This is a genomic window from Prevotella sp. tc2-28 (assembly GCF_900107705.1).
Taxonomy (GTDB): domain Bacteria; phylum Bacteroidota; class Bacteroidia; order Bacteroidales; family Bacteroidaceae; genus Prevotella.
In genome coordinates this window covers 181,014-195,979 of sequence record NZ_FNRE01000005.1, presented here as the reverse complement: position 1 = coordinate 195,979, position 14,966 = coordinate 181,014, and the positions used below count along the sequence as shown (strand labels likewise).

The window sequence follows — 14,966 nt, the reverse complement described above, 5'->3', positions numbered from 1 at the left end:
GTAGTACCTTTGCCAACCTAAAGACCGAAAATATGAGTGCAAACATACCCCAGGAGTTCAATAACTTCTTCCTCAAGGATGTATCGTTCGTTAACCTGATGACGCGACGTATCTTCAACGTACTGATAGTAGCCAATCCCTATGATGCCTTCATGCTGGAAGACGATGGACGAGTTGACGAGAAAATCTTTGACGAGTACATGGAGCTGGGTATGCGTTATCCACCCACGTTCACGCAGGTGTCGACCACCGAGGAGGCGAGCCATGTGTTGTCGACTACGGATATCGACCTGGTAATTTGTATGCCCGGTAATGCCGACAACGATGCCTTTGCCGTAGCCCGTGACGTGAAGCATATGGCACCATATGTCCCTTGTGTTGTGCTGACGCCATTCTCGCACGGTATCACGAAACGCATAGAGCATGAAGACATGACCATCTTCGACTACGTGTTCTGCTGGTTAGGCAATACCAACCTCATTCTCAGCATTATCAAGCTGATAGAGGACCAGATGAACATTGAGCACGACATCAAAGAGGCCGGTGTGCAGATGATACTGCTTGTGGAGGATAACATCCGATTCTATTCGTCGGTGTTGCCTAACCTATACAACTATATCCTTGCACAGTCGAAGAACTTCTCTACGGAGGCACTGAATCCCCATGCTGCGGCCCAGCGTAAGCGTGGTCGCCCCAAGGTTGTGCTGGCTACAACGTACGAAGAAGCGATCCATTGGTATGAGATGTATCATGACAACGTGTTGGGTGTCATCAGTGACACACGTTTCCCGATGAAGGGTGTGAATGGGCGTTTGGCGCACGTGGAGGAGGGCGATGCCGAGGCTGGTCTGAAACTGTTGCGTGAGATACGTCAGCGCGATGAGTACGTGCCGTTAATCCTTGAGAGTTCGGAGATAGCCAATCGTGATAAAGCATGGGCCGAAGGTTTTGATTTTCTGGATAAGAACTCGAAGAAGTTCAATGTTGACCTGCGCCAGATGATAGAGGAGCATATGGGTTTTGGTGACTTTGTCTTCCGCGACCCTAAAACACACGAAGAGGTGTTCCGCATCGCAACGCTGAAAGAGTTGCAGGACAATATCTTCAATATTCCCGCAGACTCTTTCCAGTACCACGTGTCCCGCAATCATATGAGTCGCTGGCTCTGTGCCCGTGCCATCTTCCCTGTCAGCCAGTTCCTGAAGACCGTTACATGGCATAAACTGCAGGATGTGGATGCCCACCGACAGATCATCTTCGATGCCATCGTGCAGTACCGTCGCATGAAGAACATTGGTGTTGTAGCTGTCTTCGATCGTTTGAAGTTCGACCGTTATGCCCACTTTGCGCGTATCGGTGATGGCTCACTAGGTGGCAAAGGACGTGGCTTGGCATTCCTTGACAACATCATCAAGCGGCATCCTGAGCTCAACCAGTTTGGCAATGCCACCGTGCAGATACCAAAGACCGTGGTGCTGTGTACCGATTTCTTCGACGAGTTCATGGATAACAATAACTTGTGGACCATAGCGCTGAGTGATGCCCCCGATGAGGAAATCTTGCAACACTTTATGCGTGCGCAGTTGCCCGATGCGCTGATAGCCGACTTCTTTACATTCTTTGATGCTGTCAAGTCGCCTATTGCCGTGCGCAGTTCTTCCTTGCTTGAAGACTCCCACTACCAACCCTTTGCAGGTATCTACTCTACCTATATGATTCCCTATCTAGAGGATAAATACGAGATGCTGCGCATGTTGGCATGTGCCATCAAGGGCGTCTATGCCTCAGTCTACTATAAGGACTCGAAGGCCTATATGACCGCTACATCGAATGTCATCGACCAAGAGAAAATGGCTGTTATCCTTCAGGAGGTCGTTGGTCAGCAGCATGGCACCCGTTTCTATCCCACGTTCTCAGGCGTGCTCCGTTCGCTCAACTACTATCCCATTGGCGACGAACTGGCTGAAGAGGGCATTGCATCTCTGGCCTTAGGTTTAGGAAAATATATTGTTGACGGTGGCCAGACACTTCGTGTGTCGCCCTATCATCCCCATCAGGTGCTGCAAACTTCTGAAATGGATACTGCTCTCAAGGAAACTCAGACCCGTTTCTATGCACTTGACATGTCGCATGTGGGCGACGACTTCAAAGTAGACGATGGCTTTAACATTCTGAACTTGCGTGTGAAGGAGGCTGACAAGGACCAATCGCTGCAAGGCATTGCTTCAACCTACGACCCCAATGACCAGATTATCCGTGATGGTATTTATGAGGGAGGCCGTAAGGTAATCTCCTTCTCTGGCGTCTTGCAGCATGGCGTTTTTCCATTGCCTGAGATTTTGCAACTATCGCAGAAATATGGTTCAGAGGAGATGCGTCGTCCTGTAGAGATAGAGTTCGCTTGCAACCTGCAAGGATCAGGCAATAATACGACTGGCGACTTCTATTTGCTTCAGATACGTCCTATTGTCGACTCCAAACAGGTCCTTGATGAAGACCTGGCTGCTATTCCCGACTCTCAGTGTCTGCTTCGCTCTCACAACTCGTTGGGACATGGCATCTCTGAGGATGTGGTCGATGTGGTCTACGTTAAGACTGACGATGACTTCACTGCAGCTAACAACCTCATCATTGCCGACCAGATAGAGCAGATTAACCGTCGTTTCCTGGCAGAGGATAAAAACTATGTCCTGATAGGTCCGGGCCGCTGGGGCTCTAGCGACTATTGGCTGGGCATTCCAGTCAAGTGGCCCCATATCTCCGCTGCCCGAGTTATCGTTGAGGCAGGTCTGAAGAACTATCATGTAGACCCATCGCAGGGTACCCACTTCTTCCAGAACCTCACCTCTTTCGGTGTCGGTTACTTCACCGTTAATACCTACACCGGCGATGGCGTACTGCAAAAGGAAATCCTCGACAGTATGCCTGCCGTCGAGGAAACTGAGTATGTGCGCCATGTGCGTTTCGAGCGTCCGCTGAAAATTATGATGGACGGCAAGAAGCAGCATGGTGTGGTGCTGCTGCCATCCGAAGCAGGCGTATGATGCTCCAGCGAGTACGCCAAGACAGACAAAGAACAGTGCGAGCGGCAAAGCGTTAGGTTCACTTTGTTCTAATTCCAATTACTCCGAATAGAAATTAAAATACTCCGAAAGTAATTTTTGTTACTCTCGGAGTATCTCATCAAATATTAAAACTACTAACTAATATACACCTAATTTTTATACGTAACCTTGGTCAGTTTATATCCATAGCCTACAATCAGCATACCATCACGAGTGTCTACGATAGCCTTGTTGTCTTCGGTATAGGTAAACTCGAAAGGATTAGGCGTTTCGTCTGTCAGGTCAAACTGGGGAACCACCTGATCCTCGGGATTGTCGCCCCACCAGTTGGTCGTGATTCGCATAGCATGGTAGCCGTCGGGCATATCAATGATTTGATAATATAGGCTTACTGTAGCACCAACAGGTACTTCCGCCATGGTCTCTGGAGAGATGAGAACATTAGATGCACCCCAGTTAATGTCGCTATCACCCTCCCACAGGGTCGTCTCAGCAGGTGCTACACCCTCGACAATGACCACTTTGGTCAGTTTATATCCATAACCCACAATCAGCATACCGTCACGGTTGTCTACGATAGCCTTATTTTCTTCGGTATAGACAAACTCGAAGGGGTTAGGTGTTTCTTCTGTCAGGTCAAACTGAGGAATCACCTGATCCTCAGGATTGTCGCCCCACCAGTTAGTTGTGATTCGCATGGCATGGTAGCCGTCGGGCATATCAACTAATTGGTAAACAAGACGTACTGTTGCACCAACAGGAACTTGAGACATAACATCTGGAGAGATGAGAACGTTAGAAGCACCCCAGTTGATGTCAACATCACCTTCCCAGATTACCGTCTCCTTGATGCCAGGGTCAACATACTCATCTTTGCTGACAGTAAACATGCCGCAACCATAGCGGGCACCATCTACCTCAATGCTTACTGGGTATTCTCCCTCTTCCATAGCAGGAATGGTGAAGGTCAGCTTTCCGTTAGCGTAGGATACATTGCTAGCCTCAGTCTTGCCAATGAATACCTTGGTGACGTTGCTTGCATTTGTACAGTCGATGGTTTTTGTCGTACCAATGGTGAGCCAACGTGAACGGCCGTCGCTGGCTAATTCTGGGTCACCGGCAGCAGGACGTACGGAGAGTTTGAAGAGGCGGAAGGTGGACAATCCCTTTGTGGTCGTGGCCACGACCTTCACGATATGGTCGCCAGCCAGTACGGGAACGTCGATTTTCAGACCTTCAGCCACCAGCTCGTCATCGATGTACCAGGTTACGGTAGTATAGTGAGCAGGTGTGACAATCACCTCACTGGTAAAGTTGGTGGTGCGCTCAATGCCGGGAAGGGTGGCAGGTTCTCCCCCCTTGCCTTCAGGCATGTCGGTATTGATGATGCGGGGCATATCGTCTTCACTTGCTGTGAAGTACGGATCCTCATCGCTGGAGCAGCTTGTCAGTGCAGCAGACAGTCCGCAGCAGACAAAACAAGCGGTAATATATTTCAGCATATTCTTGGTAATCATAATTCTTTCTCCTCAAAATATTTATTTAACATGGATATCTGCCACGTCCCACCAGAGACGCTTGTGCCAGTCGTCAACATACTCGCCTTTATCATTCTTCGAACCGATGCGCTCGATAGCCTCATTATAGTTATTGTGGTTGTACTGGTTCTCCAGAATAGGATAGCGCAGGCGGGTAGGAGTGTTCAGGTTGTTGTCGTCGTAAGTGAAGTCAAACTTGGCCAGTTTTGTGCGGTCCATCAGCACAGGATAGTCAGAACGGCGCAGGTTAGCCCAAGCCTCTGACGGGTTCATCATGTGAAGAATCCATGCTTGTGTGTTGATGGCCTCCTTGGCATTGTCAGCCAGCATACCGGCAACGAGTCCGTTGACGAAGGCCTCTACCTCCGCATGACCAATCTTCTCGGCAGCCTGCAGGTAGTGATCATTCAACCATTGGATGGAAGCTTCTACACCTGCCTTGAAGTGATCTTCTACCGTGCCGTTGACATTCCATCCATTCAACTTAGCCTCAGCCAAGAGGAATTGGACCTCTGCAGAGTTGATCAGAGTGCCGGGACGGTCAGGCATTTCAAAGTCGATGTTGAGGAAAGGACGCATCATACGGGCAGGGTAGTTGCTGCCGTCGAAACCTGCCTCAGGATAGAGTTGTACAAGTTTCTCGAGGGTTGGAATTTCTGCATTGGCAGGAGCGTTTACCCAGTCATTATACCAAGCGGCACCAGGGTTATTAGGATGCTCTGTATCACCGGTACGATCCAGATAGTCAAGAACCTCGTCGGTAACATCGACATTCCACTCGCGGTCGGGCTTGGTTTCTGCACGTTTAGTGTTGATATAGTGACGGCAGATGCGATAGAGACGTGGGTCGTTGTTGTCATTCATAATATTGAAGAACGTGGAACATACGAATGTGGGAGACGTAGGATCCTGTCCGTAGAGAATCTCGCCAAGGGCATTGACGCGGAAGTCAAGGTCGCGTGAACCGTCGTAGAGTGTGAAAGGACCATCGGTGTAAACGATGTAGGCATCATCAGAAGAGGAGATAATGTAGCCCCCGTCAGCATTGAGCGCCTTCTCGAATTCTTCCTTGGCCTTGGTGGGATTGACTTCGCTGATACGCATGGCATAGCGCAGACGTAGTGAGTTGGCATAGCGTTTCCATGAGGCAATATCGCCTTTCAGACTGGTGACATCGCCACTTACGCGATCGGTGCCAGTGCCTAATTGTGCGACACAGGCTGCCAGCTCGTCGAAGATGAAATTGTAGATATCCTCCTGCTTGTCATATTTGGGAGTGGCAATACCAGAGACGAAGCCAAGTCCGGCTTCAGAACAAGGAAGGTCGCCGTAGATATCGGTGAGAACAGCCATCAGGTAGGCGCGATGGATGCGTAATACGGCATTCATATTCGGTTTGTCAGCAGAGTTGGCAATCGCATCGACAATATTCTTGATAGCAACAGAGTAGACCTGATCCCAAACGAGGCGCATCTGATCGTCGTCGGCATGTACGCTGCCTGCATAGTTGCTCACGTTCCAACCACCGGCAAAGTGCTGGGTAAAGCCAGTAATATAACTGCGGTAGGTATCCATGAAACCGAAGTCGCCATAGGTTTGAAGCAAGGCTGTGGTCAACTGTGCGCTGGGCTCAATAGAGGTTGCTTTTGTGTCGTCGGTGTTCACTTCCTCCAGATAATTGTCGCTGCAGGCGGTTGTAGCGGTCAAGCCGAGACAAACAATGCCAGCGACGATATATTTCTTGATATTCTTAATATTCATAACTTCTTCTCCTCCTTTTTAGAATTTAACGTTAACATTGAAACCATAGCTGCGGCGTGAAGGCAGTGAACCGTATTCTAGGCCAAGACCAGAGGTGTTGTAGCCAGAGTCAGGGTCAATGTTGGGAATGTTCTTCCAGATGATGAACGGGTTACGAGCTACGAAGCTGATGCTGAGGTCCTTCACTACCTTGAGCTTGCTAAGCAACTTCTCGGGGAAGGTGTAGCCGAAGGTAATCTCACGACACTTCACATAGCTGTTGTCGTAGATAAACAAGGAAGGACAGTTTCTTGCAGCACTCTGCCAATAGTTCTCGGGGTTGACAGGAATGTAGTTCGGTGTATAGGTGCCGTCGCCGTTGTCAATGACACCCGGAACCACGTAACCATACTGTCTGCCCATTTCGACACGCTTCTGGGCGTCTTGCTCTGCCGAAAGGGCAGTTCTGATATTACTATCCCACTCGTCTTTGGACAGGTTAAGCTGCTTGCGTCTCTCCTCTGACTGATAATAGGCTTCACGACCTTCAAGTGTTTCGTTGGCCTTTCCGCTCTCGTAAGCCTGACGCATGGACATCGAGAAGAGATCAGCACCAACCTTTACGTCGAAACCGGCAGAGAGGCGGAAGTTCTTATAGGTAAAGGTAGAATAGAAACCACCAGTCCAGTCCCAAGAGGCGTTGCCGAGTGTGCGAGTCTTTTCATCCACCTCAGGCAGACCTGTCGAAGCGTTGATGATGAACTGGCCGTCATCAGTACGCTTGAAATCCTTACCGGTAATCGAACCGTAGTCTTTACCAACCTCAGCACCTACGCTGACGCCGCACCATGAAGCTTTCTCCAGTTCAAAATAGTTCATACCGTCGACAAGTGAGTTGACCTTGTTCCTATTCTTGGAGAAATTGATGCCGGCATCCCAGGCAAAATCGCCAATCTGAAGCGCACGGCCGTTAAGTGCGATTTCAATACCCTTGTTCTGTATCTCACCAGCATTAACCAAGCTGTAGGTATAACCAGAGGTTGAAGAGGTGGCCAGACGAATAATCTGGTCCTTAGACAACTGGTTGTAATAGGTAACGTCTAAGCCGAGGCGTCCGTGGAAGAACTTCATTTCCAAACCGAGCTCGAAAGAGTTTGTACGGGTAGGTTTCAAGTCCTTGTTAGGAATGACCGTGTTGTTAATCATACCGATGACGTTGCCTGGATATGAATATTTGGCAGTAGAGTAGTTCAGTGCCAATTGGTAAGGGTCGGTATCGCTACCTACCTGTGCGAAGGAAGCGCGTATCTTACCATAGTTGATGATGCTCTTGTTCTTGATGAATTCGGAGAAAACGATGCTACTTGATACAGAGGGATATACATAGATGTTATTAGAGGTGGGCAAGGTAGAAGACTTGTCGCCTCGAATGGTCCCCTCGAGATAGTATGTGTGCTTGTAGCCTACGCTGGCAGAGCCATAGAGAGAATTAATCTGCTTCTTGTAGGTGTTCTGTTGAATACTCTGCTCTGCGTAGTTCATGATGGCCACTACGTCCTTCATCTGTTGGTCCATGCCCGTGAAGATATCGGTCTTGTTGCTGACCTTGAAGATGTTGCCGCCGAGGGTGGCATTGACGTCGAAGTCACCGAATGTGTTGTTGTAGAGTGCCAGAATTTCCGCATTCAGTGTGCGGTTGTTGAATTTCTGGTTCTGCAGTTGTCCGGCCATCTTACCTGGTGTGGTCATGCTGATGAACTCCTCAAAGTTCATGAAGTTCATGTCGGTACCAATAGTACCCTGTAACTTCAAGTGGTCTGAGATGTTCCAGATAGCCTTGGCAGTCAGACGGAAGACATCTTTTGCTGAGGTGTTTTCATTCTTATAGAGGTCCCAGTAGGGGTTCTTGTTGTACTGATCGTTACCGTTCCAGTTGGCATAGGAGCCATCCTCATTCTGATAGTGCTTCAACCACTCTTGGTTGTATGTGCTGGCCAGCGACATCAGGTTCTTTCCGATGTTGCTTTGTGAATCGCCTAAGGCAGGACGATTTTTCACATCTTCACGTGTATAGTTGGCTGTAAAGTCGAGGTCAACCGGTCCGGCAGCTGTTGTAACACGCAGGTTGAAGTTGTCACGACTCATGTGGGTGTTGGGCAGGATGTCCTTGTTGCGCATATCCGTAACAGAGAAACGAACGCCCGTTTTACCTGAGTTGACACTTAAGATGGCAGTGTTCTGAGTAGTCAGACCCGTACGGAAGAAACCGCTGGTATTGTTCGGATACATCAAGAAAGGACGTTTCTCGTGGTCGAAGTACTCGACGAGGAAATCATCAGCCTTGGTTCCCCAGCTGGAGTTCGTGCCAGAAGTGGCCGTACGGATAGAAGTACCCGTATATCCCATACCATAGGTCTGCTGGATATTATCCCATTTGGCCAACTGTGAGTCAAAGGTCAGCGAGCCATTGTACTCGACGCTGACTTTATCCTTCTCAGCTTTTTTGGTGGTAATCAGAATGACACCATGAGAGGCACGGCTACCATAAAGTGCAGAGGCGGCAGGACCCTTTAACACGGTCATGTTCTCAATATCATCAGGGTTGATGGCAGAAATACCGTCACCGAGGTCATAGCCTCCAGACTGACCGGCATTTGCAAAATTGGTGTTGTCCAAAGGAACACCGTCAATGACGTAAAGAGGTTGGTTGTTACCTGTCATCTCCGTATTACCACGAAGCAGGACGCGCGTAGAACCAGAGGCACCACCGGCAGTATTCTGAACAACAAGACCAGCAACTTTACCTGACAGTGAATTGATGACATTTGTTTCTTTCGCTTTGGTCAGTTCTTCACCTTTTACCTCTGAGAGTGCATATCCCAGAGCCTTGCGCTCGCGCTTGATGCCGAGAGCTGTCACCACTACCTCATTAAGCGCAGTGCTCTCTTCTTCTAACACGATGTTCATGTTGGCAGAAGCCTTGATCGTGATGTCTTTGTAACCGACATAGCTGATGATGAGTTCTGTGCCCGGAGCAACATCCAGTTTGAAATTACCATCCATGTCGGTAATGGTTCCCTGGTTTCCGTTCTTGACTCTGATGCTGGCACCAATGACGGGGTCTTTTCCATCAGTGACTGTACCAAACACCTTGGCGGCCTGCTGTACAGACTGAACGCCGACAGCAGGGGCAGCCTTCGCTGATAGTACGGCTGCTGGCAACATCAGTGTGCCGATAGCAACCAAACAGGCAATTTTGCGATTGTTTTGTTTCATAAAGATTTTATTTATTGGTTTTGAATTGTGTAATCAGAATTATTCGGCCATTAGCAGGTCTACAAGAGCCTTGTCCTTATAGTCGTGCTTCTGCTGGTCCCAGAATCCGAAGTCGGCATCATAGCACCAGGTGGTCCATGCGATATTGTTCTCTTTGAAAACGGTGAGCATGTCTTTGGTCCACTTATAGGCCAACTCACGGTCTACGGGTTCGTAGACACCCCATTCGCCACAGAAGAGCTGTAGATTGTATTTCTTGGCCACTTCAATGGCGTCTTTGAAGTCAGTCCGAATCTTGTCAATATTCCATGCTTGTGTGAGATATGGTTTTAGTTCCGGCTTGATATCGTCTGGCGCAGCATCGTAGTCTTCTTTTGAGACCAGTATGCCTGGATAGTTAACCTTACCAGTGTATTTGCCGATAGGTGTCCAGGGAGCTCCGTAATGAGTCAAGAGCATCGGGTTATAGTAGTGAAAAGACAGAATGATGTTCTTGTCACCTTCCGGGACCTTCAAATATTTCATGGTTTCGTAACCTTGCCACAGGTTGCTGCCAATGACCAAAGTACGCTGAGGCTCTATCTTGCGAAGTGCAGCATGTACTTTGACAATGAGATGGTTCCACTGTTCGTGCTCTTCGGCTACAGGCTCGTTCATGAACTCATAGGCTACCCAGTCGTTACTATAGTCATGTAGCGCCTCGGACAGCTGTTGCCAAAGATTGATCAGGTCTTGTTGAGACTTCTCTGATGTAAACAGGGTATTGGCATCCTTGTTTCCTTCGTTGACCGCATTGAAATAATGAGAACGGATGATGTGCAGGTCGACGATGGCACGCAGGTTGTGTTTGCGAGCCCAGTCGAGGGCGTTGGTAAGCAAGTCCCATGCCTCAGGTAACTTATTGCCATCTTCATCCCAGAATTGTACTTCGTCAATGGGGATACGCACGAAGTCGAAGCCTAAAGACTCCAGACGGGCAAAGTCGTCTTCCTGGATGTGCTTTTGACGGGCTTCGCCACGTTCTTCCGACTGTGATAGCCAATGGCTCAGGTTCGTTCCACGGTGGATGCGAAAATCGTTGACCCCGTCAGTTTCATGCTTCGTTGCACATGATGTCGTCAATAACATACAAACAATAATGCATGTAATAAAGCAAAAGGTTTTCTTCATATTTATTCGTATGGTTGTTAATTATTTATCCTCAAAAATTCCTTTCAAGATCCAAGGCGCTTTTACTTTCATATTACCACCGCGGTCGAAGATGCCGAAATGCTCAGGACCACTGCCGAAGCTGTTGTTGTCCCAAATGAAGGTGGATATGTTTCGCTTAAGTGTCTCGCTGACAAGAAAATGGCAATAATAAGTCATGTTCTCATGAATAAGGTCGGTTAAGCCACTCTTCTGGCGGTCGGAGACACCCCATTCACCCATGACAAGCCCAAGGCCCTTGTTGCCCCATGTAGTTACTATTCTGTCGAGGAAATCAGTCATAGTCTTCTCGTTGCTTGGCGACGCTTCACCTTTGTCCTTGTAGGGGGCTCCCCAGAAGTTGTATTTACACTCACCGGCATAATCCCAGGGATTGTAGTAGTGAAACTCCACACTCATGTAATTGTTTGCATTTCCTTCTACGTCGGTGGGAATGATGAAATCACCATTGTTGATTCCGAATTCTGGATTACAAACATAGGTTTGTACGATGAGATGACGTTGAAGGTTATTTCCGCCTGTAGCTCGCACAACGTCTATGAAGGTCTGGTTATATGAGTTTTGTACGGCCAGATTCTCTGCAGTTGGCTTGCCCCAATTGTCCTTGATGTGCACCTCGTTGGTGCCGGCAAAGGCAACACGGTAATCGTAATGTGCAAACTCACTGGCGATGTTCAGCCATAGCAGTGCCAGTTTTTGGTTGTTTTCTTCCTTATATTGATAGGTGGGACGTCCTTCCAGCCATTTGTCGTGGTGGGTGTTGATGATAACCTTCAGATTGTTGTCCAGACACCAGTCTACTACTTCTTTGACACGGTTAATCCACGCTTTGTCAATGCTCATGGCTTGAGCATTGGTAATATGACATTGCCAGCGGACAGGGATGCGGATTGCGTTGAAACCGGCATTTTTGACAGCTTTGATAACCTTTTTGGTAACAACAGGATTGCCCCATGCCGTTTCTGCCTTGATGCTATTGTCTGCCATACCGATAGCCATAGACTCCCCGTCTTGTCCAGGAGCGGCACATTCAAACTGGTTCCCGAGATTCCAACCGACAATGCCTTTGTTCCATTCCTTGGCAGTAGGAACTTGCGTCTCTTCATGAGTTGCTTCAGACTGTTGGTCGTATTCAACGGCTTGTGTAGAACAAGCCGGTAAGCATAGGGATAGCCCTAATCCGATAAAATAGTTTCGCATAGATGAGAAACAATGGTTTTTAGTTCGTTTTATCATAATGTGAAATGTGAATTGTGCTGCAAAAGTAGACCTTCTTTTGCATGTGCGGGTTAGAAAGCATACAAAAAGGGGTCTAAAAACTGACAATGATAGTTTTCAGACCTCTTTCTGATAGATTTTATACCTTTTCCTATTGGTATTTTGAGGGAGATACCCCAAAATATTTCTTGAATACCGTACTGAAATACTTGGGATTGTCAAAACCAGTCAGGGCTGCAACCTCTGCGACGGAACGATGGTTGCGCAAGAGAACAGCGGAGCGTTCCAGGCGTATGATACGGATGAAATCCTGAGGAGACTTACCCGTATAGGTTTTTAATTTGACATAGAAAAGTGTACGGCTCATAGCCATCTCCTGACATAGGCGGTCAATGCTGAATTCGGTATCGGACAGGTTGTCGATGACCAGTTTCGTTACTTTACTGATGAATTCACTACCTTCGTCCGTCTTTTCTTCCGCAGATGTTTCGGATTGTTCCTGAATAGCGGCTTGATAGTTGGCATTCAGTTTGGGATTGTTGACAACCAACCGCATGTATTTGGTATGCAATTGGTATACTCGCCATGCACCATAGAAAGCAACCAGGATCAGGCAAAAGTAAACGAACTTCATCCACCAGGAATTCCACCAAGGCTCCTTGATGTGGATGGTCAGTTGCACCTCGTCAAGCGTTGCACCGCAAGTGCGGCTGATGCATCTAAGCAATAGCTGATGCTCTCCTGACTCTAAGTTGGTAAATCGGATTTGTTGTTGCTCGCTGGGCTGACTCCATTCCCCATCGGCTACTTTGTATTGGTAGACAATGTCAAACTGGTTGCGGAGATTAATGCTTTCGAAGCGCAGGTTAAAGGTCCGCTTGCTATAGGGAAGTTCCAATTCCCCGTCTTTCAGCATTTGGTAGGTTTCTTCTTTGAAATGGTCATCGTCATCGTCGCCGCAAGTGACGGATTTTAGTCGCAGACGGGAGATATAGTTGATTTCCTGAATGTTCTCCGGGTTGATGATGACTGCTCCGGATGTCGTTCCAAACAACAAATGTCCATTTGTCAAGTTTACAGCAGCCCCATTGGTGTATTCACAGTCTAGTCCGTAGCAGTAGTTAACATCAACGACATGGTCCGGTTGGCTTGGTTTGACGAAGGCAAGTCCGTGTTCTGTTGCCATCATGATGCGCCCAAAACGGTCTTGGCTCAAACTGCGCACACTATTTGATGGCAACCCGTTTGCTCTTGTCAACTGCGAGCACTGTTTTGACTGTAGGTTATAGATGTAAACACCTCCTCCATCAGTGCCTATCCACAGCTCGTCTCTGCCGTTCATCAAAAGTGTGAGTACAAAACGGTTGGTATCATCGCTCTCAGCCGTCTGGTATTTCAGCTCATCCACCTTCCCCGTTGCAGAGTTCACCGTCCATAAGCCATAAGCGGTACCAACGGCAATGCGTCCATCGGGCAGTTCCATCATATCGTTGACATTACGTACCTGATGATAACGAACACCAGTACTGCTTTTTTCTACCAATGCACCTTCCAGACAACCCATCCACAGGGTTCCGCGATGGTCGTAAAGAAGCTTGAATACGTGATCATCTTGCAGGATGCCATTGGCTATTGAATATAGTTGACGCGCTCCTTCTGCTGTTATCTCATAGACGCCCTTGCCGTATGTGCTAGCCAGTAGTTTTCCTTCAGGTGTCTTGCAAAGTGAAAGGACAACGGCTTTCTGACAACAGTGTGTCCAATGGCGAGTCTGGGTGTTTAGCATGCTCACCCCATTGTCTGTACCCATTGCCAATAGGGAGGGTGAGCACTGTATGACGGTGTTAACGTGGTCGTTTAGAATACTCTGTTGGTTATTCTGGATATGGCGGAAGGTGGCTTCTGTACTGCCTACAGGACGAGCGATGTCAATACCTCCGGAATAGGAGCCGATAATAATATTGTCCCATGAGTCAATCATAACGGAGTATATGCCGTTTCCATGCAGTACTCCTTGTGGTCCTTCGTTGGCATCAAAAAGTATGCCAGTCTGATATTGTCCTTGGGCGTCGGGTTTCCTGCTTACCCAGTGGATACCCTTTCCGTCGATGCCGACCAGCATCATCTTGCTGTTATAGGGACAGATACTGCGTATAGGTTGTTGCCATCCATCCTCTTTAGCGGATACTTGTGTTATCGTGCCGTTGTTTTCTAAAACAAAGAGTCCACTGGAGAATCCCCCCAGCCACACCTTATTATATATAGGGTCATAATAACCGCTCTCTATATCTTGTGAGGCAATTTTGCGTATCTTGGCTGTTGAGGTGGCCTTTGCAGCTGTTTCATAGACACCTTCACGCGTGCAGAAAAGCAATTTCTTTCCAGTCTTGATGATATAATTGCATCGCACGCCCTTGGTTACCACATTGGCTTTCTGATGGTTAATCAGGTAGATGCCATCGTGGGTTGCCGTCCATATACCTTGTTGCGTGAAGAGGATGTCGTTGAGCGTGACGTCACCAGCTATCAATTGGCGTATGTTCATCTCCTCGATGAATTGGTCGGTGGCTTCGTTATAGATGTAGATGCTGCCCTTATCGTCAAAGGCATACAACTGCATAGCGCCATCGGGAGTTTCGTTGATCCTGAGCTTGATATATCGTCCGCCATCAGTGCTGTATATACCCTGCTTGCCGAGTCGGTAATGGGAGATCGTGACACCGTTGTAGCGTTCCACACCGTTCTTGGTTGACCACCATATCGCCCCGTCGTTACTCTGGCAGATATCGTAGATGCGTTGGCTATGCATTCCCTCGGAGCGTCCAAGATGAGAAAAGGTGAAGTCGTTAACGTCCAGTGCCATCATAACAACGGATGTCGTAACGGCAACGAGGACCATCAGGTATTTGCAGTACTTCAT

The 14,966-nt window shown here is 48.2% G+C and carries 7 protein-coding genes; 1 reads left to right on the top strand and 6 read right to left on the bottom strand.

Going from position 1 to position 14,966, the window contains the following annotated elements; translation table 11 throughout:
- The first annotated feature begins 32 nt into the window (after window positions 1-32).
- Window positions 33-3,044 (top strand): PEP/pyruvate-binding domain-containing protein, encoded by a 3,012-nt coding sequence (locus BLU47_RS06495; protein ID WP_091960067.1) that lies wholly within the window; start codon window positions 33-35, stop codon window positions 3,042-3,044.
- A 170-nt stretch (window positions 3,045-3,214) separates the two neighbouring features.
- Here the strand turns inward: BLU47_RS06495 and BLU47_RS06490 are convergent, their stop codons facing one another.
- From BLU47_RS06490 to BLU47_RS06465, 6 genes are all read right to left on the bottom strand, one after another.
- Window positions 3,215-4,582: an IPT/TIG domain-containing protein gene (locus BLU47_RS06490; RefSeq protein WP_091960065.1), complete on the bottom strand. Its 1,368-nt coding sequence runs from the start codon at window positions 4,580-4,582 to the stop codon at window positions 3,215-3,217.
- Window positions 4,583-4,603: 21 nt separating this feature from the next.
- Window positions 4,604-6,364 carry a SusD/RagB family nutrient-binding outer membrane lipoprotein gene (locus BLU47_RS06485; RefSeq protein WP_091960062.1) on the bottom strand — a complete coding sequence of 587 codons (1,761 nt, stop codon included), beginning with the start codon at window positions 6,362-6,364 and terminating at the stop codon, window positions 4,604-4,606.
- An 18-nt stretch (window positions 6,365-6,382) separates the two neighbouring features.
- Complete coding sequence (locus BLU47_RS06480) at window positions 6,383-9,619, bottom strand: SusC/RagA family TonB-linked outer membrane protein (protein WP_091960060.1); 3,237 nt, start codon at window positions 9,617-9,619, stop codon at window positions 6,383-6,385.
- A gap of 39 nt (window positions 9,620-9,658) precedes the next feature.
- A complete protein-coding gene (locus tag BLU47_RS06475; RefSeq protein WP_176780483.1) occupies window positions 9,659-10,747 on the bottom strand; it encodes a glycoside hydrolase family 5 protein in 1,089 nt (362 codons plus the stop codon).
- A gap of 63 nt (window positions 10,748-10,810) precedes the next feature.
- A complete protein-coding gene (locus BLU47_RS06470) occupies window positions 10,811-12,028 on the bottom strand; it encodes a glycoside hydrolase family 5 protein (protein WP_091960187.1) in 1,218 nt (405 codons plus the stop codon).
- A gap of 169 nt (window positions 12,029-12,197) precedes the next feature.
- Complete coding sequence (locus BLU47_RS06465; RefSeq protein WP_176780482.1) at window positions 12,198-14,966, bottom strand: ligand-binding sensor domain-containing protein; 2,769 nt, start codon at window positions 14,964-14,966, stop codon at window positions 12,198-12,200.